Genomic DNA, 21,989 nt, shown 5'->3' on the forward strand with positions numbered 1-21,989 from the left:
CTGGTAATGATGGCGAAGAGGTCACACCCGTTCCCATGCCGAACACGGAAGTTAAGCTCTTCAGCGCCGATGGTAGTTGGGGGATCTCCCCCTGCAAGAGTAGGACGTTGCCAGGCTGACCAATATTCCACAGTAGCTCAGTGGTAGAGCAATCGGCTGTTAACCGATCGGTCGTAGGTTCGAATCCTACCTGTGGAGCCATTATGCTTCCATAGCTCAGCAGGTAGAGCACTTCCATGGTAAGGAAGGGGTCATCGGTTCGAATCCGGTTGGAAGCTCCAGGACATGGCCCGTTGGTCAAGCGGTTAAGACACCGCCCTTTCACGGCGGTAACACGGGTTCGAATCCCGTACGGGTCACCAATATTATTTTTTACTCTGTGGAGGATTAGCTCAGCTGGGAGAGCATCTGCCTTACAAGCAGAGGGTCGGCGGTTCGAGCCCGTCATCCTCCACCATTTTTCTAATAATAATTAACTTCCTTTCAGGAGTACTCAATCGAGTACACTGTTTTTTATTTGTAAGTTAGATTGATTTTTTAAAAATTCTTCGCCGGCCTAGCTCAATTGGTAGAGCAACTGACTTGTAATCAGTAGGTTGGGGGTTCAAGTCCTCTGGCCGGCACCATTTTTTCTCACTTGTGGAGGGGTAGCGAAGTGGCTAAACGCGGCGGACTGTAAATCCGCTCCCTCAGGGTTCGGCGGTTCGAATCCGTCCCCCTCCACCAGTAAGAGCCATTAGCTCAGTTGGTAGAGCATCTGACTTTTAATCAGAGGGTCGAAGGTTCGAGTCCTTCATGGCTCACCATATGCGGAAGTAGTTCAGTGGTAGAACATCACCTTGCCAAGGTGGGGGTCGCGGGTTCGAATCCCGTCTTCCGCTCCAAACTTTATATGCGGGTGTAGTTTAGTGGTAAAACCTCAGCCTTCCAAGCTGATGTCGTGGGTTCGATCCCCATCACCCGCTCCAAATGGGGCCTTAGCTCAGCTGGGAGAGCGCCTGCCTTGCACGCAGGAGGTCAGCGGTTCGATCCCGCTAGGCTCCACCAATTTCCTTAAACCATGTTTAGGGTTTTTTTTATGTTTAAAATGCTTCACATCCTCCATTTCGTTCTATTCCAAGTTTCCTGTTACCTTCAAGTTTAACTTTTACATCATTTCCTTACAGTTATTTATTCCTCCACTTATATTTATCCGCAAAAAGGTTCAATTTACGTAATTGTATGAATATTTATTCGGGTTTTATGTCCGGTTGAGTCATTTGTCGAGATCTGGGTAAAATAGAGCTAGACTAGGATACGAGGAGGACTACATATGAATCATGAACTTTCAATTATCGGTGTACCAATGGATCTTGGGCAAATGAGACGCGGTGTCGATATGGGACCAAGTGCCATTCGATATGCAGGAATAGTCGAACGGTTAACAAAATTGAATTATGATATTGAAGATCTTGGAGATATTGAAATTGGTAGACCAGAAAAGCGACCTGAGGATCAAGATCATCAGCTGAAGAACTTAAAAGAAGTGGCTGATGCTAGTGAGAAGCTTTCTAACGTTGTTAATGATGTCGTAAATCGAAAGCGTTTTCCGTTAGTGTTTGGGGGAGATCATAGTATTGCAATCGGTACTCTTGCGGGAGTTGCGCGTAACTACGATAATTTAGGGGTTATCTGGTATGACGCCCATGGAGATTTAAACAACTCAGAAACGTCACCATCTGGAAATATACATGGTATGCCACTTGCTGTAAGTCTAGGAATTGGCGATGAGTCTTTAACGGGTATTTCAGGATACACTCCTAAGATTAAGCCAGAGAACATTGTAATTATTGGCGCTCGTTCACTTGATGAAGGAGAGCGAGAACTGATTAAAGAAAAAGGAATTAAAGTTTATACGATGCATGAAATAGATCGCATGGGTATGACAAAAGTAATGGAAGAAGCGATTGAGTATGTATCAAAGGATACAGATGGTGTGCATTTAAGTCTTGATCTAGATGGACTGGATCCACACGATGCACCTGGTGTAGGAACGCCAGTGCTTGGAGGAATCAGCTATCGTGAGAGCCACCTTGCGATGGAAATGCTTGCAGAAGCCAATATTTTAACATCAGCAGAATTTGTTGAAGTGAACCCTATCTTGGATGAAAAAAATAAAACGGCTACAGTGGCTGTTGCACTAATGGGGTCTTTATTCGGGGAAAAATTAAAATAATATAAAAAACTGCTGCTTTCTTCATTAGAAAGCAGCGGTTTTTTTATTTCGACGCTGATCGTATTCGTTTAAAAGATAATCAAGATAAGTGCTAATTTCTATAATTTCATTAGAGCTAAGTGGCTTGTTTCGTGCTAACAAATTCATTTTATTACGTGAAGCTTCAATTTCTTTTAGTAAAAGGTCTTTTTCCGATCCGATTTGAAAGCTTATCTTTCGATTCACCCTTTCCATGAGTCGAACCACCTTTACAATAATTTATACCCTTATTACCCAAATTACTTAAGAGATAAACCGTTTTTGCTAGAAAATTATGTATTTCCATTATAAAGACCAATTCAAACGTGATAGAATAAGAAAGGATAATATAATTTTTTTTGAATTAATGAAACTTTGTTTTTCCTGATACGTAACTATAATAGCCGCAGGAATCAGCGGGGGTTGAGAAAATATGGACGCGATAGTAAAGCGAATCGTACTAAAAGTAAGAAAAGGGGATCATAATGCGTTTGGGGAGCTGGTAGAGCTCTATAAAGATCGAGTCTTTGCTCTCACCTATCGAATGCTAGGAAACAGGCAGGAGGCTGAGGATGTGGCTCAGGAGGCGTTTATTCGTGCATATACGAATATAGATCGCTATCAGATCGACCGGAAATTCTCTACTTGGTTATACCGGATCGCCACAAACTTATCAATTGATCGAATGCGTAAAAAGAAACCGGATTATTACCTTGATGCTGAAGTATCAGGTACAGAAGGGTTAACAATGTATTCTCAAATTTCGACAGATGAACCATTACCTGAAGAAGAAGTGGTGTCTTTGGAAGCGCAAGAAGGGATCCATCAGGCGATTTTAAGCTTGCCAGCTAAATATCGAAGTGCTATAACGTTAAAGTATATCCAAGAACTATCGCTCAAGGAGATTAGTGAAATTCTCGATTTGCCTGTAGGTACAGTCAAAACCCGTATTCATCGAGGGAGAGAAACACTTAGGAAGAAACTTCGGGAGCAGTGAGAAAGGGGGAGAAGCTATGAAATGCCCTGCAGAAATAATTGTGCTCATGCATGAAGTACTTGATGAAGAAGCTACGAATGAACAACGTCGCGAGCTATTTGATCATTTGCAAACATGTGATGATTGCAAAGAGCATTATGAAGAATTGAAAAAAACGGAATCGTTTCTCCTCAGCTCGCCTTCTATGAAGGCGCCCGATGGTTTTACATCAAAGGTAATGGATCAGCTACCTCATGAAAAGCGTACTGTTTGGATGAAACGCTGGATGAAATCACATCCATTTGTAACGGCTGCTGTCCTATTCCTTGTTTTGATGGCAGGATCCGTTTATTCATCGTGGACGAGTGAGGATCAATTGTCTGCTCTTTCTGGGAATTTAAGATTTGAGCAGGATACAAATACAGTTATTGTGCCTGAAGGTGAAGTGATTGAGGGCGATTTAACAGTAAAAAATCGCAACCTTGAAATAGAAGGTCAAGTTAAAGGGGATGTGCTTGTCATTAACGGAGAACAGTACATGGCCTCTGCGGGACAGGTAACCGGCGAGATTGAAGAAGTCGACCATATTCTAGACTGGACTTGGTATCAAATTAAAAACCTTTTACAAGATGTTGGTAATCTTTTTTCTAGTGAAGAAGAAAAAAAGTAAATCGCCTAATAGGCGATTTACTTTTTTTTATGGAGGTAATTCTATCAAACGCATATGGCATCCTTATTGGACAATCAAGGAGAGTGATTTAGTGAGGAGGTAGTTGCTTTTTTGAAGTTGTCAAAAATATGATATAATTAAAAAGTTACAAATGTATTTTAGCGATGCATTTGAAGTGAACTTCAGGCTAAATACAATATGTTTGGAGGAAGAGCCGTGCTGCCTGTCGGAAATGTAAATGTACTTGATTACATAACTGAGATTATTGATATCTTACTCGTTACGTATGTGATATATAAAATTATAATGCTTATTCGCGGCACGAAGGCCGTTCAGCTTCTAAAGGGAATAACCGTCATTATTGCAGCCTGGTTTTTAAGTAGCTTTTTCGAACTCAATACGTTGCATTGGATTTTGGAGCGAGTCGTGCTCTATGGACTTCTTGCCATTATTATTATTTTCCAACCGGAGCTTCGAAGGGCACTTGAACAATTAGGACGTGGTCGGCTGTTTGCTCGTTCGGCAGTAGAAGAGGAAGAAACGAATAAAATGGTTGAAGCGATCATTAAGTCCTCATCCTACATGGCGAAGCGAAGAATCGGTGCGTTGCTCTCTATTGAGCGTGAAACGGGACTGAACGATTATGTAGAGACAGGAATTCCAATGAATGCTAAACTGACTTCGGAGCTTTTAATTAACATTTTTATCCCTAATACCCCTCTTCATGATGGGGCAGTGATTTTGAAAAAAGATGAAATTCTAGCTGCCGCCTGCTATTTGCCCTTATCAGAAAGCCCTTTTATTTCTAAGGAGCTTGGAACGAGGCATAGGGCAGCACTAGGTATAAGTGAAGTTACAGATAGCTTAACACTTGTTGTTTCTGAAGAAACGGGAAGTATCTCCCTGACAAAGAATGGGGAGCTACATCGAAATTTATCAGAAGAGGCTTTACGAGATCTGCTGAATGCAGAATTAAACCCATCCGTATCAAAAACCGAGTCTTCCAACCGTTTCAGTAATTGGAGGGGGAAAAAGTAATGGATAAATTATTGACGAGTAACTGGTTTGTCAAAATCATCTCTTTTCTTCTCGCTCTTATGCTTTATACGATTGTTGCCATGCCTGATGCCTCAACGTCAACTACGAACGACGTTCTTCAACCACAGGCTGAATCAGAACGTATTCCAAACATGGAGCTCGAAGTACTTTATGATGAGGAGAACGTGGTTGTATCTGATTTACCTGAAACTGTAGATGTTCTGGTTGAAGGTCGGACAGATGGCTTAATGCTATCAAAGCTAACAAACAAAGAAATTTATGTGGATTTACGAAATCTCACTCCAGGTCAGCATCTTGTGACAGTAAAGCATAGAGATTTCCCAGAAAACGTGGATGTGACGATTGATCCGGTTCGGGTGTCTGTTACGATCGAAGAGAAAAAATCGAACACGTTCCAAGCTGGAATCAATTTATTGAAAGCAGAAGAGCTCCCTGAAGGCTATTCAACAGAAGAACCAATTGTTTCTCCAAAAACCGTTACGGTGACAGGTGCTAGTTCCAAACTTGAACAAGTTGCCTTCGTTAGAGGATACGTGAATGTTAGCGATGCAAAGGAAGAAGTAAACGAAAGAATTACACTAAATGTGTACGATGCGAATATGGAAGAAATACAGGGGCTATCGATTGATCCTGCCGTAGTTGATGTAAAAGTACCAGTTACAGCCCCTTTTAAGAAGGTGCCAATTAAGCTTGATCAAACAGGCAAGCTTCCTGAAGGCACCAGCATCTCGTCGATTGAACTTGAGCCAAAAGAGGTATCTGTTTTTGGTCCAGAAGAGGAACTTGGAAAGTTAGAATTTCTTGATGGTATTCCGCTAGATTTATCTGAAATTACGAAGGATACAACCATTGAACTTGATGTGCCGGTGCCTGATGGAATGAAGAAAGTAGATCCAGAGACAGTAAAAGCAAAGATTACAGTCGGTAAAGAGGATGAAAAAGCATTTGAAGATGTTCCCATTAAAGTTACCGGAATATCTGAAGGCTTAGCGGCGGATATCTCAGAACCGGAGCAAGGTTCAACAAATATGACACTTTACGGTGTATCGAGTGTGCTTGATACGATTCAGAATGGGGATTTTCAGGCTTATATTGATGCAAGCGGCCTATCTGAAGGAGAGCATGAACTTGAATTACAATGGAACGGACCATCTTATGTTCGCTGGTCAGGTTCAGATAAAAAGATTAAGCTGAAAATAGAGAATAGTTCGTCCTAACGGGAACTGCGTCATAATAAAGGAGAGAGTAAAACGATGGGTAAATATTTTGGTACTGACGGTGTAAGAGGGATAGCGAATACTGAGCTTACCCCAGAACTTGCATTTAAATTAGGCCGTTTTGGTGGTCATGTTTTAACGAAAGATGCGGAAAAACCTAAGATTCTAATTGGACGCGATACACGTATTTCAGGATACATGCTTGAAGGAGCTTTAGTTGCTGGTCTTCTTTCAATTGGAGCAGAAGTCATGCGTCTTGGTGTGATTTCAACACCTGGTGTTGCTCATTTAACGAAAGCACTTAGCGCACAAGCAGGTGTGATGATTTCTGCTTCTCATAATCCAGTTGGTGACAATGGAATTAAATTTTTTGGGCCGGATGGATTTAAATTATTGGATGCGCAGGAAGCCGAAATCGAAGCCCTTATTGATAGTGACGAAGATCAAGTTCCGCGTCCTACTGGTGCTGATCTCGGTATTGTAAGTGATTATTTCGAAGGTTGCCAGAAATACCTTCAATATTTGAAGCAAACAGTGGACGAAGATTTTTCGGGTCTTCATATTGCGCTTGACTGTGCACACGGTGCTACATCATCTCTTGCAGCACACTTATTCGCTGATCTTGAAGCAGACATTTCTACGATCGGTACGAACCCAACAGGTACGAATATTAATGACGGTGTTGGATCGACCCACCCAGAAACGCTCGCTGAATTTGTGAAAGAAAAGAATGCTAATGTAGGCTTTGCTTTTGATGGTGATGGTGATCGTCTTATCGCTGTTGATGAAAATGGTGACATTGTTGATGGTGACCAGATTATGTTCATCTGTGCTAAATTTATGAAAGATCAAAAGCGCTTGCGTCATGATACGGTTGTTTCAACTGTCATGAGTAATCTTGGTTTCCACAAAGGGATGGAAGAATCAGGCGTTACGTCATTGCAAACAAAAGTAGGCGATCGTTATGTAATGGAAGAAATGCGTAAAGAAGGCTATAACCTTGGGGGAGAGCAGTCTGGGCACATTATTTTCCTTGATCATATTACGACAGGTGATGGTATGCTGTCTGCGCTTCAGCTTGCTAACATTATGCAAGTAACAAACAAACCGTTGTCAGAGCTTGCTGGGGAAATGAAAAAATATCCTCAATCTCTTGTGAACGTAAAGGTTACAGATAAAAACAAAGTCGATTCGAATAACCGCATTCAAGAAACCATTCAACGAGTAGAAAGCGATATGAACGGTGAGGGTCGTATTCTCGTTCGTCCATCTGGTACAGAGCCGCTTGTACGAGTAATGGCCGAAGCTCCTACGAAAGAGCTTTGTGATGAGTACGTTAATCGTGTTGTATCCATGGTGAAAGAAGAACTTGGCGCGTAATTGACAAAAATGAAGATTTTGTACGAATGGTATGCATGTGCAGCACAAAATAGCTGCACGTGCATACTTTTTTATATAGAGAATTTTTTTCTACTAAGATGAGGCAAAATAGAGCTATCGAGAATAAGAGCAACTTATTCTAAGAAAAAAGAATTGACCATCTTTTTACAATTGATATAATATAGAAGTATGTTTGGTTTTTATTCTAGAAGGGAAAGTGAGGGAAGTTGGGTTACTTTGAAAAAAAAGCGCCTGGACTGTTTTTCGAACGGAAGAAAACAGTTGACGAGGAAGAGGTTTATCGATCATCGGCGGATACCTCTCGATTGCTTCACCACAATCGGATGGTTTTGTGAAAAACAGAGAGGTGACTTTCTGAACAAAAGCAAAACTATGGTGACAAAATAGCAATTAATCGGAAAAGAAGGGGCAGGTATGCCCCGATGTACACCTGCTCCTTCCATTGAAGGAGGACTTTTACATGTGTGGTATTGTTGGATATATTGGAAATCAAGACGCTAAAGAAATTCTATTACGAGGTCTAGAGAAGCTTGAATACCGAGGGTACGACTCAGCGGGTATTGCGCTTCTTAACGACGGTGGTCTTCACCTTTTTAAAGAAAAAGGTCGCATTGCTGATCTAAGAAAAAAGGTGGATACTAGTGTGGAAGCGACAGCGGGTATCGGCCATACACGCTGGGCAACACACGGTGAACCAAGTCAGGTAAACGCTCACCCACATCAGAGCAAAACTGAACGTTTCACTCTTGTTCATAACGGAGTAATTGAAAACTATCAACAAATCAAACGTGACTTCTTATCCGAAGTTGATTTTGTAAGTGCAACAGACACGGAAGTTGTTGTTCAACTGATCGCAAGTCTTGTTGAAGAAAAAAACATGTCTGTTGAAGATGCTTTTCATCAAACATTGAATGAACTTCACGGTTCTTACGCACTTGCACTTATAGACAATCATAATCCAGAAACGCTATATGTAGCGAAGAATAAGAGTCCGCTTCTCGTTGGTATCGGCGACGATTTCAACGTAGTAGCAAGTGACTCAATGGCTATGCTTCAAGTGACAAGTAAATTCATCGAGCTAATGGATGAAGAGGTTGTCATCGTGAAGCGTGATTCAGTTACAATTAAAGATATGAATGGAAACGTAATGGAGCGTGAGCCATTCACGGCTGAAATAGATGCAAGCGACATTGAAAAGGGGACTTATCCTCACTACATGCTGAAAGAAATTGACGAGCAGCCGCTTGCAATCCGTAACATTATTACGAAGTACAAAGATGACAACGATAATATCAAACTAGATGAAGATATTCGTGACGCGATGAAAGAAACGGATCGTATTTATATTATTGCATGTGGCACAAGTTACAACGCGGGTCTTGTTGGTAAACAATTAATTGAGAACATTGCAGAAGTGCCGGTTGAAGTGCACATCGCAAGTGAGTTCTTATACAATATGCCGCTTGTTTCAGAGAAACCTCTCTTTATCTTTATTTCACAAAGTGGTGAAACGGCAGATAGCCGTGGCGTTCTTGTGAATGTGAAAAAGAAAGGGTTTAAGTCTCTTACAATCACGAACGTTCCTGGGTCCACATTGTCTCGTGAAGCGGATTACACGCTGCACACGCATGCAGGACCAGAAATTGCGGTTGCATCTACTAAAGCTTATACGGCACAAATGGCTGTACTAACATTGCTTGCTGTTGATACAGCACAGGCGAAAGGCATGAAGCTTGACTTCAACCCAATTCAAGAGCTTGGAATCGTTGCTACAGCAATGGAATCCATGATTGATCAAAAAGAAATGATTGAGACAGTTGCTCGTAACTTCCTTTCAGTAACACGTAATGCGTTCTTTATTGGCCGCGGCGTAGATTACTACGTCTGCCTTGAAGGAGCCCTTAAGCTTAAGGAGATCTCATACATTCAAGCAGAAGGATTTGCTGGTGGTGAGTTGAAACACGGTACGATTGCACTTATTGAAAAAGGCACGCCTGTGATTGCACTTGCAACACAGAAGCATGTGAATGGAAGCATCCGTTCCAACGTACAGGAAGTGGTTTCCCGTGGTGCATCGCCATGCATTATCTCTCTTGCAGGACTTGAAGAAGAAGGCGACACCATTGTCCTAGATGAAGTGCATGAGCACCTTACGCCACTCGCTTCAGTTGTGCCGCTTCAGTTGCTTGCCTACTATGCAGCGCTGCACAGAGAATGTGATGTTGATAAGCCAAGAAACCTTGCTAAATCAGTAACGGTTGAATAAACATTGATCGATAAGAACGGCCTTTTCCAATTGGAAAAGGCCGTTTTTTCTTAATAACAATGGCAGATAGAGGACTGGGACTTTCCTTCGACTACTTACAAGCATGTCCGAATATAATGATACGAATACGACGAAGGGTGGAGGCGTATGAGTATCTTTATTAGCTACATCTTTTTAGGACTATCACTGTCAGCTCCAATGGGGCCGATTAATGCTGCGCAGCTCGACAGGGGAATACGATTTGGATTTATGAATGCTTGGTTGGTAGGGTTTGGTGCGATGGTAGCAGATGGTGTCTTCATGATGCTGATTTACTTTGGACTTGCTCAATTTATTGATACGCCATTTATGAAAACATTTTTGTGGTTGTTTGGTTTTTTTGTTTTAACGTATACCGGCATTGAAAATATCGCTAAGGCTAATTCCATTGGAGGGAAGGAAACGAGTAACCGAAATGGTTCAAACCGTAAATCGTTTCAAACAGGTTTCTTTATTGCGATATCAAATCCGCTAAATATTTTATTCTGGCTTGGGATTTATGGCTCTATTCTAGCTCAAACATCTAGCATGGTTGATGGGAAGCAGCTGTTGCTTTATAGTACAGGCATTTTTCTAGGCATCACTTTATGGGATCTCACCATGGCAAGTGCAGCAGCAGGTGCGCGTGCATGGGTGAATCCAAGTATGTTGAAACGAATATCGATCCTATCAGGAATAACATTAATCGGTTTTGGTATTTATTTTGGAATACAAGCGATCAAGTTGTTCATCGGATAGACTGGCACCACTTTCTGTCCCTCCTAATAAAATAACGCGTGTCGTGTTAAGGAGGGATTCCATTTGGAACTATATACGAAATCATGGATTGATGAACACGAAGAAGAAATGGAAGGATGGAAGCATACTGCGTTTAATCACTTGGAGGCAATGTTAGGAGACCGTGAAAAACCTTATCCTTGTATTCCTGGAAAACAGGGGTTTTATCAAGATCATTTGCGTTACGGGTTTGCAGATGATCCAACAACAGATAGCGCAAGTACTCAGTTAGCTGCTTTGTTAGAAGATTACGGAAAATTAGCCAGGGGCACAGGTAAATATGCCTCTCTTGTCGTTTTTTTTGACTCAAGGAGGTTACAGCAACAAAATGTTGAGGTCGAGCAGTATCAATCACTTTTTTGGTCGCTATTGAACCGAGTACATGAACTGGATAAGGAAAAGTGGCCGGAGCATATTCCTAAAGATCCTCATGATCCTAAATGGGAATTTTGCTTCAATGGAGAACCGTATTTTGCTTTCTGTGCGACCCCAGCTCATGTTGTTCGACAAAGTCGTCACTTCCCTTGTTTTCTAATTGCGTTTCAACCAAGATGGGTTTTTGATGAAATCAATTCGGAAACCACTTTTGGCCAAAAGCTTAAGAAAGCCATTCGGCAGCGTTTGGTTTCTTACGATGGGATTCCAGCCCACCCCGCTTTGAAGTGGTACGGTCAGCAAGATAACTATGAGTGGGAACAATATTTTTTATCAGATGATGACTCTTCGCTTTCTAAATGTCCTTTCATGGCGATGAAACAGAAGTGGAAGAGCATCCGTTCCTAGTGCTGTTTCCTTTTCATTTTAAAAAAGGTAGCCGAAGCAATGAGTAGAAGAAAGCATAGACTGACAAAAAAACCTGCTCTACTAATGCGATCAAATAACGTTCCTGAAACAGCTGTACTTATTAGCAGAATACCAATGACGAGTTTTATTTTATCTTTGAACGTGGTCTGAGTTAATTTACGATAAGAAAAAAGGATAAACATCCAATTGTATAACAGCATTAAACCAGCGGCAGTTGTTAAATACTCAAAGATGTTTTCAGGTAATAAGAGAGCAACACCAATTGAAAGTATGACAACTAGGGTTGTAAGACCAAAGGCGGGAAGGGAAATCTTCCTGCTTTTTTTTGCGAAAATCGCAGGCGCATCATTTTCTTCAGCGAGTGTTACAAGCATGGTTGTAACGGCATAGAGAGAAGCGACCATTGTTGAAAATCCAGCGATAATTAAAATCGCATTAAATACGTGAGGGATCCATGGGAGTTGAAATTGAGTGAGTGCTGTTAAAAACGGGCTTTCATTCTGGGTAATGCTTTTGATAGGAATAAGCTTTAAAACAACGATGAACGAAAGAATATATAGAATGGTTAAGACGATCAGCATCACTTTTCCAGCTTTAGGAGCGTTTTTTGGATCTTCAAGCTCATTTGCCATCAGTCCCATTACTTCAATCCCACCAAATGCATAGAAAGCATATACAAGAGCAACCCAGAGTCCCATTGCATGACCTGAAAAGAAGTCATTTGACGTCACTTGAACGGTCACGTGCTCTTGTTTAGGATCAAGCCATCCAAGTAAGGCAGCGGCACCGATTGCGAGAAACATGACGATGGCAGCAATTTTCATTATCCCAAACACGTTCTCCATTTTTTCGACGAGCTGGACCCCTATAAAGATGATGAGTAGCCCAAGCGAAGCAAATACGGAGGCATTGAGCCAAAGAGGAGTACTTGGAAACCAGAATTGAGCGAATAGAGCAAGTGCCGTTAACTGGCTTCCCATGATAAGCATTTCAGAAGACCAGTAGACCCAACCATTGCTAAATCCAGCCCATGCCCCGAAAGCTTGTTTCGCATATGTACGAAATGATCCTTTTGTTGGATGCTTAGCTGTTAGGTTTGAAAGAGCGTCATAAACGATCCAGGTTCCAATCGCAGCTAAAAAATATGCTACTAAAATGAGATAGCCTGCTTTTTCAATGACGATGCTGGACCCGAGAAAATAGCCTGTTCCTATGATGCAGCCAACACCAACGCATGACATTTGCCACCAGCTTAATTTTTTTCCCTGAGCTGTCGGTTTACCCATTCTACCACCTCCTCCAGCCTAGTTTGAGGCTCGAAGACAAGGTTTATGTGTTTATAAAATTGTAGAATCATTTTTTTAGTTGAGGAGAAAGTAAGAAGACCATGAATATAAAGGGGTTTAGTGAGATGAACATCCAACCAAATTGTTGGAATGAATACGGACAATTAAAATCGGTTATCGTTTGTTCTCCGTCGATTTTAGATGTACCTGATCAACAGACAGCGACAGATGTGCAATGGGAAAAGGCAGTGAGACAAAAAAAGGCGAGAGAAAATCATCAAATAATGATTGAAGCGATGGAGGAAGAAGGAGTAAATGTGATTGATTACTCCGTTCATTTATCACGAGAGGAACTTTTATTAAATGAAAAATTAATTAATCGTATTTTCGTCCGTGATCTTGCATGTGTGTTTGGACAAATGATTCTTCCCGGGGCAGCTGGGACGTCTATGAGGAGACCTGAATATTTCCAAAGTCACACGTTATTTCAACAATGGTTTGATAACGAGACGTTTCGTTTGGAAGTAAATAATGATTTGAAGGCGCTCGAATATGGAGATGTGATGATCCTGAGTAAAGATGCTATTTTAATAAATGCAGGCATTCGGACAAGCATTGAAAGTGTAGAAGCTTTGCAGAATGATTTGTTCAAGGCTGGTTTCTCAGAAATAGGCGTCATTGATTTACCCCGTCGACCAGATACAATGCACCTTGATATGAATTGTAACGTAGTTGGGGGAAAACTTTTTATTGGGAAAAGCTACATGAACTATTTACCGATTCAAGTTATAACAGCAAAAGGGTTTACTTATGAAATGCCAGAAGTTTTTTTAAAGCGACATGGGTTTGAAACGGAGTGGACTTCTGACATTAAACATACCGTGGCAGATATCAATTTCCTAAATCTTAATCCAGAGACCCTGTTAATCAGTACAAAAGCTAATAAATCAATCTTTAAAAACCATTCTATTCTTAAAAAGAAAAAGCTGATTGAAATAGAAGTAAACGAATTAGAAAAAGGGGGCGGCGGTATCCGGTGTATGACGTTGCCTTTGGAAAGAGAGTGAAAAAAACCTACATGTTGTAGGTTTTTTTTATGATACGATTCAGTTGACACACATACCTAAGGGGGGTATATTGAACTTAAGAAATTTAGAGGAGTTGATTCGAATGGATGACTTGAACATTCCCCTACAGCCGGAGAAGAAGCCCACTGAACCGCGAACCGAAGAAGAAAAGCAGCAGCTTCAAAACCGCTTAAAACGCATTGAAGGCCAGATCCGTGGTATTCAAAAAATGGTTGGAGAAGACCGCTATTGTGTAGACATTCTCATTCAGCTTTCTGCGATTCAGGCAGCATTAAAAAAAGTTGGTTATACGCTTCTAGAACGTCATACGAAAACGTGCGTAGCTAATTCAATTAAAGAAGGTACGGGTGATGATCAGATAGAGGAGTTAATGAAAGTCATTCAGCAGTTCTCTAAGTAGGAGGTGAACGAAATGGAATCACAGAAGCAGATCTCCCTTCATGTTACAGGGATGACGTGTGCTTCATGTTCAACAAGAATTGAAAAGGTATTAAATAAAATGGACGGAGTAAATGCAAACGTTAATTTAACGATGGAAAAAGCAAGTGTCGCTTATGATGAAGATAAAGTAAAGGCGGAAGAAATTGTTGGGAAAATTGAAAAGCTTGGATACGGTGTACGCAAAGAGAAAGTTGAGCTCGATATTCACGGGATGACATGTGCCGCCTGCTCGACAAGAATAGAAAAAGGCTTAAACCGTACAAAAGGTGTTGAGCTTGCTTCCGTGAACTTAACAACAGAGTCTGGCGTAGTCGAATATCAGCCTGGAGAAGTAACGTTAGATGAAATTCTCCAAAAGGTGAAAAAGCTCGGTTATGAAGCGGTAGTCAAAAAGGATCGAGAAGAGCAGCAATCTCACAAAGATGAAGAAGTTAAAAAGAAAAAACGTCGTTTGTTTATCTCAGCGCTTCTTTCGTTACCGCTACTCTTAACAATGCTAGGTCATCTACCTGGCGGGTTAGCACTCTCGGTGCCCCATCTTCTCATGGAGCCCTGGTTTCAATTTCTTCTAGCTACACCGGTTCAGTTTGTCATTGGCGCACCATTTTATTCTGGCGCTTATCGAGCACTGGTTAATAAGAGCGCAAATATGGATGTCCTTGTTGCGCTTGGGACATCTGCAGCTTATTTTTACAGTGTGATTGAGGGCATTAGAAGTTATCTAACGGAAAGCTACAATCCGTCTCTTTATTTTGAAACAAGTGCTATTCTAATAACGCTTATTTTAGTCGGAAAGCTATTTGAAGATCTTGCGAAAGGCAGAACAACACAGGCGATTACAAAATTGCTTAACCTCCAGGCGAAAGAAGCAAGTGTCATTCGGGATGGGGAAGAAGTAAAAGTACCTGTTGATCAAGTACAGGTAGGAGATCATATCATTGTTCGTCCTGGAGAGAAAATACCTGTAGACGGTATCGTAGAAAAAGGCAATTCATTCGTTGATGAGTCTATGATCACAGGGGAATCCATCCCAATAGAGAAAGAAGTAGGAGAGAGTGTAATTGGTTCTACAATTAATGAAAACGGTACGTTAACCATTCGCGCTGAAAAGGTCGGAAAAGACACAGCACTGGCCGGAATCATTAAAATTGTAGAAGATGCTCAGGGGTCTAAAGCACCAATACAGCGGTTAGCCGATGTCATTTCAGGTGTTTTTGTACCGATAGTAGTCGCTATTGCCGCCGTTACGTTTTTAATTTGGTATTTTCTGGTTGATCCATACAATTTACCACAGGCGCTTGAGGTTGGAATAGCCGTTCTTGTTATTGCATGTCCTTGTGCACTAGGTTTGGCTACACCGACATCAATTATGGTTGGGACAGGCAAAGGTGCTGAGCAAGGTATTCTTTATAAAGGTGGCGAATTTCTAGAAGCCACTCACAAAATTGATGCGATCTTACTTGATAAAACAGGGACTATTACAAAAGGAAAGCCAGAAGTAACAGATTTTGTTGCTTTTCAAAGTAATGAGAAGAGTGTGCTGGAAAAATTGGTAGCGGCTGAGAAGGCTTCTGAACATCCTCTGGCCAAGTCCATTGTAGAGTACGGTTTGAACCAGAAGATTGAAGTAGCTGAGGCAGAGCAGTTTCAAGCTATTCCAGGACATGGGATTGTGGCAACTGTGCAAGAAAAGCAAGTTCTGGTTGGGACGCGCAAGCTGATGGAGCGGGAACATATTTCCGTTTCTGCATATGAAGAGCAAATGACTACGTACGAATTAGACGGGAAGACGGCTATGTTTATTGCATTTGATAACAGTGTGCAAGGAATTATTGCTGTCGCTGATACTGTGAAAGAAACGTCTCAGAAAGCGATCGAAGTAATGCGTGCGCTTGGCATCGATGTGTATATGATTACAGGTGACAACCAACGCACAGCTGAGGCAATTGGAAAACAAGTAAATTTAAATGGCGTGTTTGCTGAGGTGCTCCCTGAGGAAAAGGCTAGTAAGGTGAAAGAGTTACAGCGAGAAGGTAAACGGGTTGCGATGGTAGGAGATGGAATTAACGATGCCCCAGCTCTTGCGACAGCTGATATTGGAATGGCTATTGGAACAGGAACAGATGTAGCTATTGAAACAGCAGATGTTACTCTCGTTGGTGGCGACCTTCACAATATTCCAAAGGCGATTCATTTAAGTCAGAAAACGATGCAGAATATTCGCCAGAATTTATTCTGGGCGCTATTCTATAATTCAATTGGTATTCCAATTGCTGCGCTCGGTCTACTAGCCCCATGGGTTGCTGGAGCGGCTATGGCATTTAGCTCCGTATCTGTCGTAGCAAACTCCCTCCGTTTGAAGCGAGTCAAACTTTAAGAAATGAAAGGAGAATGAAAATGGAACAAACAACGTTAAAAATCGAAGGTATGACATGTGATCATTGTAAAGCAGCAGTAACTAATGCATTAACAGAGCTTGATGGTGTAGCACAAGTAGATGTGAATATAAAAGAAGGAACGGCAAAAGTTTCTTACGACTCTAGAAGTGTTTCTGTTTCAGAAATGAATGAAGCGGTTGAAGAACAGGGATATGATATTGTCTAACTAAAAAGGCTGAAGAAAGGAAGCAATCCTTTCTTCGGCCTTTTTTATGATACATAAGTTCACCACTCCAATAATAGAATGCGCTAATAGGACAAGTGGGTAGAAGAGAGAGCCTCTTCAATTTATTTAGGAGGGAATGCAGTCATGATGACATCATTGTTAACTCTTTTTATGATTGGCTTTGGAGGACTTATGATCGGCTCGTTCGCAGGGAGAATGGCATTTACATATTATCAACATCGTCTAGAAGCTCTTTACCTTATTTGCGGAGGAATGCTCATTGGTGTCATTATGTTTGAATTAATACCCGAAAGCATACGTACTTATCCGTTTTGGGCCCTCGTGGCAGGAGTATCGTTATCGGTCTTTGTGTGTGTGTTTACGGATCACACCATACACGGGATGTTTCGTGATAAAAGCTATCTTCCTGTGTTCGCTTTCGTGCTAGCCATTATTTCTCATAATATCCCTGTAGGAATCGCGCTAGGAATGACATTAGGTGAAGGTATCGGCATATCGTTGCTTATTGCTCTATTTATTCATCATTTACCAGAAGGGGTCGCACTCTATATTTTAATGAGAATGAATGGGGTTAAACGCATTTTTGTTATCATCGGTGGGAGCTTCGTAACGATTGTTTTAACAGTGGCAGCGTGGTTTGGTATGGTGTCGAGTCAATCTATTCTTATCAACGGCATATTTTTGGGCATTGCAATCGGCTCTTTAGGCTATGTAGCGCTTCATGAAATGATCGGCCAAGTTGTCGGGAAAGTTTTAAAAAGAGAGTTGTACTTGTATACATGTTTGGGAATACTTTTGTTATCACTCTACCTACAGGTGGCTCACGAAATCTTTTGACAACGTGCAAAAGATTCAGTAAAATTGTACATAGATTAATATGAACACATGCTCATATATTGAATACAATAGATTAAGGAACGAAGAAAGGAGTAAAATACGATGGAAGAATATCGTCTTAAGGGCTTATCTTGTCCCAACTGTGCTGCTGGCATGGAGCAACAGATTCAAAAACTTGAGTACGGCGAATCAGCTCAAATTCAGTACAATTCAGCTAAGCTAAAAGTAGATAAAAGAGTTAACATTGAACAGGTCGAGAAAATCCTTGATTCCGATCATGCTTCTATAATGAAGGAAGAGGATGGACATACACACGCTCACGCTAGTATGAAGTGGCTCCTAGGCATTTCAACTGGTATTTTTCTATTCGCTCTGCTATTAGATTTCGCCACAGCTGTTCCGGCTGTTCCGTTTTATCTTACTGCGATTATCTTAAGCGGTTATCAAACGTTTATGAAAGGTCTTCGAAATTTAACGAAGTTAACGTTTAATATTGAAACCTTGATGACGATTGCGTTAATCGGGGCTGTTTCCATTGGAGAGTGGAAAGAAGGAACGCTTGTTGCGATTTTGTTTGGATTGAATGAATACTTAGAAGGACTTGGCATGGAGAAGGCCAGGAAGTCGATGGAATCCCTTCTTCAAATCGCACCGAAAGAAGCGCTTCTTATCCGAGATGGAAAAGAAGAAGTGGTCTCAATTAACGACCTTAAAGTAGACGATCTGGTTCTCGTTCAATCTGGCGCTAAAATTCCTTCAGATGGAATTGTATCAGCTGGAAATAGCTCAGTGAATGAAGCTGCGATCACGGGAGAAGCCATGCCGGTTGAAAAAGGAGTTGGTGAATCTGTTTTTGGCGGAAGCATTAATAATGAGGGCATTCTGCACGTGAAAATCTCAAAGGCCTATGAGGATTCTTCGCTCGCAAAAATATTGCATTTAGTTGAAGAAGCTCAAGAAACGAAGACACCAACGGAGTTATTTATTAATCGTTTTTCAAGATTCTATACACCAATTATCATGGTCATCTCAGCCCTAGTTATGCTTGTTCCTCCGTTATTGTTTGGTGGGATTTGGGGTGACTGGTTTTATCAAGGGCTTGCTGTATTAATTGTCGGTTGTCCATGTGCTCTTATACTGTCATCACCTATTGCGAACATCTCCGGTATTACAAGGAATGCGCGTAACGGCATCCTTATAAAAGGCTCGGTTTATCTTGAGCAACTGGGTAAAATCGATACGCTTGCTTTTGATAAGACAGGGACACTGACAAAAGGGTTCCCTTATGTTGAGACATATGAAAGCTATAACGATGAGAAGTTCCTATCTGTAGCAGCAGCGGTCGAGAAGCATTCTTCTCATCCACTAGCCAAAGCAATTATGAAGAAAGTAGCTGATTTTCCTTATAGAGAACTCGAAGCAACCAATGTCGAAACGGTTTCAGGGCAAGGCATCATTGCAGAGGTTAATGGAAAGAGACATTGGGTAGGAAATGAAAAAAGCGTATGTCATGTTACCATACCTGAGAATGTTCAATCATCAATTAATGCGATGAAACGAGATGGGCTAACGCTTGTCATTGTAGCCGATGAAACAAAGATACTTGGTATGTTTGGTATTGCGGATGAAATCCGCGAAGAAAGCCAGTCTGTTATACGTGATTTGCATCAAGCAGGTATTAAGAATACGGTGATGTTAACAGGTGATCATGAGAAAACAGCTGAGAAAGTGGCAAACCGTGTTGGTGTTCGATCTTATTTCGGTGGTCTCTTACCTGAAGACAAAGTCTCTAAAGTAAAAGAATTAACAGCGAAAGGCAAAGTAGCCATGATTGGTGACGGAATTAACGATGCACCGGCTCTTGCTTCAGCTGATCTTGGAATTGCAATGGGGAAAGGGACGGATAGCGCTATTGAAACTGCCGATATCGTATTGATGCAGGACCATCTCGGTAAGCTGCCAGAAGCGGTCTCGATCGCCAAACGCGTGAATCGAACGATCCGAGTCAATATTGCACTAGCCCTTGGTTTGAAACTCATTGCCTTACTCCTTACTATTCCTGGATTATTGACCCTATGGATTGCAATATTGTCGGATATGGGTGCAACGATTCTTGTCACCTTGATTAGTTTAACGATTTTATGGGAACGGAAAGAAAAAGAAAAGCCAACGATAAAGAAAGAAGCTGAACCCCAGCATTCGTAAAACCTCTGGTTGTCCAGAGGTTTTTCTTTATGTGTATTTTGGGGAATTTGCCTAAATTATAGGGAGTTAAAGGTGTTTATTTAATCATGTCAACAAGTACTGCGCCGAATTCGCGTTTGGATTTCATTGTATATGACTGAAAACGCTCGTATGATAAGAACTACAGAAAGTCGCACTGGGATAAGGATCCTATATAAGCTTTCATATTAACTGATTTAAATAAGAAACGTACAAACAAAATGAAAACGCTTTTAACGTGCGAGTGAAAAGGAGGAAATACGATGAGTGAACAGAACACAGAGAAATCTGGATTCAAAGTAAAAGTTCAGCGGTTCGGAAGTTACTTAAGCAGTATGATCATGCCGAATATTGGTGCGTTTATTGCTTGGGGGTTAATCACTGCTCTATTCATACCAGATGGTTATTTACCAAACGCAAGTCTAGCAGAATTAGTAGAACCAATGCTTTACTACCTATTGCCACTACTGATTGGATATACTGGAGGTAAAATTGTCTACGGCGGTCGTGGTGGAGTGGTCGGTGCAACAGCTACGATCGGTGTTATTGTAGGCGCAGACATTCCGATGTTCCTTGGAGCTATGGCAATGGGACCACTTGGAGGATATTTAATTAAGAAATTCGACGAGGCCATTCATGGCAAGATTAAATCAGGTTTTGAAATGCTCGTTAATAATTTTTCAGCAGGAATTATCGGTGGAGCGTTAACAATTATTGCTTCTCTAGCAATTGGACCAGTGGTATTGGGACTAAACAAAGCACTTGCTGCTGGTGTAGAAGCGATTATCGCTGCAGGTCTACTCCCTTTAGTAAGTATTCTAATTGAACCTGGTAAAGTGCTCTTTTTAAATAATGCTATCAACCATGGGATTTTTACCCCGCTTGGACTTGAACAAGTAGCGAATACTGGTAAATCAGTGCTCTTTTTAGTTGAAGCGAACCCTGGACCAGGTCTAGGAATTCTTCTAGCCTATTCGATTGTTGGGAAAGGATCTGCAAAACAATCAGCACCAGGAGCTGCACTGATTCACTTCGTTGGGGGAATTCATGAAATTTACTTCCCTTACATTTTGATGAAGCCAGCACTTGTACTTGCTGCCATTCTTGGTGGGATGGGTGGTGTATTCACATTTACACTTCTAGATGCAGGACTGTTAGCAGCGGCTTCACCAGGTAGTATCGTCTCTCTTATGATTATGTCACCACGAGGTGGCTATCTAAGCGTTATTGCAGGTGTTCTTGTAGCAACTGCTATTTCTTTCCTAGTCTCATTCGTTATCCTAAAACGCTCAAAAGATAGCGGAGAAAATATTTCAGAAGCAACTGAAAAAATGGAAGTAATGAAAGGGAAGAAGAGTAGCGTATCGTCTAATCTAAAAACGAATGCGGAAGAGCCAAAAGTAGAAGCATCTTCTTATGGTAACATCGCTAAAGTAGTCTTTGCATGTGATGCTGGAATGGGCTCAAGTGCAATGGGCGCATCCGTACTTCGTAACAAATTCAAAAAAGCTGGGTTAACAGACATTGAAGTAACGAATACGTCGATTAGCAACCTACCCAATGATGCTGACCTAGTCGTAACGCACCAGGATTTAACGGATCGTGCGAAGGATAAGCTTCCAGAAGCGAATCATATCTCGGTTAAAAACTTTATGAATAGTCCAAAATACGATGAGCTTGTTGCTGAGTTAAATTCCACTGGTGAAACGCCAGTGAAAGAAGAGACAAAACTAGAACAAGCAGAGCAGAAAAAAATTAATAAAGTAGTCTTTGCATGTGATGCTGGAATGGGCTCAAGTGCAATGGGAGCATCTGTTCTTCGCAATAAGTTCAAGAAAGCTGGACTTCAAGACATTCATGTAACAAATACGGCTATTAGTAACTTACCAGATGATGCTGATTTAATCATAACGCACAAGGACTTAACAGATCGAGCAAAAGCGAAACGCCCTGATGCTGAACATATCTCAGTTGCAAACTTTATGAATAGCCCGAAATACGAAGAGCTTGTTGATAGACTTAAAAAATAGTTATAGCCAGAATTCGA

Annotated in this window: 17 protein-coding genes, 10 tRNA genes, 1 rRNA gene and 2 pseudogenes; 28 read left to right on the forward strand and 2 right to left on the reverse strand. The window is 41.3% G+C overall.

Going from position 1 to position 21,989, the window contains the following annotated elements; translation table 11 throughout:
* From rrf to rocF, 12 genes are all read left to right on the forward strand, one after another.
* Positions 1-116, forward strand: a 5S ribosomal RNA gene (gene rrf, locus LCL91_RS19820).
* Between the two features lie 10 nt (positions 117-126).
* Positions 127-201, forward strand: a tRNA-Asn gene (locus LCL91_RS19825).
* Positions 202-205: 4 nt separating this feature from the next.
* Positions 206-281, forward strand: a tRNA-Thr gene (locus tag LCL91_RS19830).
* Positions 282-287: 6 nt separating this feature from the next.
* Positions 288-362: transfer RNA gene (locus tag LCL91_RS19835), tRNA-Glu, on the forward strand.
* 19 nt (positions 363-381) lie between these two features.
* Positions 382-457: transfer RNA gene (locus LCL91_RS19840), tRNA-Val, on the forward strand.
* Positions 458-550: 93 nt separating this feature from the next.
* A tRNA-Thr gene (locus LCL91_RS19845) sits at positions 551-626 on the forward strand.
* A gap of 15 nt (positions 627-641) precedes the next feature.
* Positions 642-726, forward strand: a tRNA-Tyr gene (locus LCL91_RS19850).
* A 4-nt stretch (positions 727-730) separates the two neighbouring features.
* Positions 731-806, forward strand: a tRNA-Lys gene (locus tag LCL91_RS19855).
* 3 nt (positions 807-809) lie between these two features.
* Positions 810-884 (forward strand) — tRNA-Gly (locus LCL91_RS19860).
* A 10-nt stretch (positions 885-894) separates the two neighbouring features.
* Positions 895-968 (forward strand) — tRNA-Gly (locus LCL91_RS19865).
* Between the two features lie 3 nt (positions 969-971).
* Positions 972-1,047: transfer RNA gene (locus LCL91_RS19870), tRNA-Ala, on the forward strand.
* 265 nt (positions 1,048-1,312) lie between these two features.
* Positions 1,313-2,215: an arginase gene (gene rocF, locus LCL91_RS19875; protein WP_224885038.1), complete on the forward strand. Its 903-nt coding sequence runs from the start codon at positions 1,313-1,315 to the stop codon at positions 2,213-2,215.
* Between the two features lie 24 nt (positions 2,216-2,239).
* Here the strand turns inward: rocF and LCL91_RS19880 are convergent, their stop codons facing one another.
* Positions 2,240-2,449 (reverse strand): aspartyl-phosphate phosphatase Spo0E family protein, encoded by a 210-nt coding sequence (locus tag LCL91_RS19880; RefSeq protein WP_098446009.1) that lies wholly within the window; start codon positions 2,447-2,449, stop codon positions 2,240-2,242.
* Positions 2,450-2,666: 217 nt separating this feature from the next.
* On the opposite strand from LCL91_RS19880, the gene sigW reads away from it, so the two are divergent.
* From sigW to LCL91_RS19920, 8 genes are all read left to right on the forward strand, one after another.
* A complete protein-coding gene (gene sigW / locus LCL91_RS19885) occupies positions 2,667-3,230 on the forward strand; it encodes an RNA polymerase sigma factor SigW (protein ID WP_098446010.1) in 564 nt (187 codons plus the stop codon).
* A gap of 16 nt (positions 3,231-3,246) precedes the next feature.
* On the forward strand, positions 3,247-3,879 hold the full coding sequence (locus LCL91_RS19890) for an anti-sigma factor family protein (protein ID WP_224885040.1): 633 nt from the start codon (positions 3,247-3,249) through the stop codon (positions 3,877-3,879).
* A 219-nt stretch (positions 3,880-4,098) separates the two neighbouring features.
* The gene (gene cdaA / locus LCL91_RS19895) at positions 4,099-4,917 is read left to right on the forward strand and encodes a diadenylate cyclase CdaA (RefSeq protein WP_098446598.1); all 819 of its coding nucleotides are present in this window, start codon (positions 4,099-4,101) and stop codon (positions 4,915-4,917) included.
* Positions 4,917-6,155 carry a CdaR family protein gene (locus LCL91_RS19900; protein WP_224885042.1) on the forward strand — a complete coding sequence of 413 codons (1,239 nt, stop codon included), beginning with the start codon at positions 4,917-4,919 and terminating at the stop codon, positions 6,153-6,155. Before cdaA ends, LCL91_RS19900 begins: the two co-directional genes overlap by 1 nt.
* 36 nt (positions 6,156-6,191) lie before the next feature.
* The gene (gene glmM / locus LCL91_RS19905; protein ID WP_224885044.1) at positions 6,192-7,535 is read left to right on the forward strand and encodes a phosphoglucosamine mutase; all 1,344 of its coding nucleotides are present in this window, start codon (positions 6,192-6,194) and stop codon (positions 7,533-7,535) included.
* A 481-nt stretch (positions 7,536-8,016) separates the two neighbouring features.
* Complete coding sequence (gene glmS / locus LCL91_RS19910; protein ID WP_224885046.1) at positions 8,017-9,822, forward strand: glutamine--fructose-6-phosphate transaminase (isomerizing); 1,806 nt, start codon at positions 8,017-8,019, stop codon at positions 9,820-9,822.
* A 147-nt stretch (positions 9,823-9,969) separates the two neighbouring features.
* A complete protein-coding gene (locus LCL91_RS19915) occupies positions 9,970-10,599 on the forward strand; it encodes a LysE family transporter (RefSeq protein ID WP_224885048.1) in 630 nt (209 codons plus the stop codon).
* Between the two features lie 63 nt (positions 10,600-10,662).
* Positions 10,663-11,421 (forward strand): YqcI/YcgG family protein, encoded by a 759-nt coding sequence (locus LCL91_RS19920; protein WP_224885050.1) that lies wholly within the window; start codon positions 10,663-10,665, stop codon positions 11,419-11,421.
* On the opposite strand, the gene LCL91_RS19925 is transcribed toward LCL91_RS19920, so the two are convergent.
* Positions 11,418-12,728 (reverse strand): amino acid permease, encoded by a 1,311-nt coding sequence (locus tag LCL91_RS19925; protein WP_224885051.1) that lies wholly within the window; start codon positions 12,726-12,728, stop codon positions 11,418-11,420. The genes LCL91_RS19920 and LCL91_RS19925 overlap by 4 nt on opposite strands.
* A gap of 125 nt (positions 12,729-12,853) precedes the next feature.
* On the opposite strand from LCL91_RS19925, the gene LCL91_RS19930 reads away from it, so the two are divergent.
* The 8 genes and pseudogenes from LCL91_RS19930 to LCL91_RS22355 all read left to right on the forward strand — a co-directional run.
* Positions 12,854-13,795, forward strand: coding sequence for an arginine deiminase family protein (locus LCL91_RS19930; protein WP_224885053.1), 942 nt, complete (start codon positions 12,854-12,856; stop codon positions 13,793-13,795).
* Positions 13,796-13,898: 103 nt separating this feature from the next.
* A complete protein-coding gene (locus LCL91_RS19935) occupies positions 13,899-14,216 on the forward strand; it encodes a metal-sensing transcriptional repressor (protein WP_224885140.1) in 318 nt (105 codons plus the stop codon).
* 12 nt (positions 14,217-14,228) lie between these two features.
* Complete coding sequence (locus tag LCL91_RS19940; protein ID WP_224885055.1) at positions 14,229-16,634, forward strand: heavy metal translocating P-type ATPase; 2,406 nt, start codon at positions 14,229-14,231, stop codon at positions 16,632-16,634.
* Between the two features lie 20 nt (positions 16,635-16,654).
* Positions 16,655-16,861: a copper chaperone CopZ gene (gene copZ, locus LCL91_RS19945; RefSeq protein WP_224885057.1), complete on the forward strand. Its 207-nt coding sequence runs from the start codon at positions 16,655-16,657 to the stop codon at positions 16,859-16,861.
* 144 nt (positions 16,862-17,005) lie between these two features.
* The gene (locus LCL91_RS19950; RefSeq protein ID WP_224885059.1) at positions 17,006-17,719 is read left to right on the forward strand and encodes a ZIP family metal transporter; all 714 of its coding nucleotides are present in this window, start codon (positions 17,006-17,008) and stop codon (positions 17,717-17,719) included.
* Between the two features lie 102 nt (positions 17,720-17,821).
* On the forward strand, positions 17,822-19,924 hold the full coding sequence (locus LCL91_RS19955) for a heavy metal translocating P-type ATPase (protein WP_224885061.1): 2,103 nt from the start codon (positions 17,822-17,824) through the stop codon (positions 19,922-19,924).
* A gap of 281 nt (positions 19,925-20,205) precedes the next feature.
* Positions 20,206-21,633 (forward strand): annotated as a pseudogene (locus LCL91_RS19960) (PTS mannitol transporter subunit IICB); the annotation flags it as partial.
* Positions 21,634-21,714: 81 nt separating this feature from the next.
* Positions 21,715-21,972 (forward strand): annotated as a pseudogene (locus LCL91_RS22355) (PTS mannitol transporter subunit IIBC); the annotation flags it as partial.
* Positions 21,973-21,989: the final 17 nt, after the last annotated feature.

The sequence above is a fragment of the Guptibacillus hwajinpoensis genome (assembly GCF_020171785.1).
GTDB lineage: Bacteria > Bacillota > Bacilli > Bacillales > Guptibacillaceae > Guptibacillus > Guptibacillus sedimenti.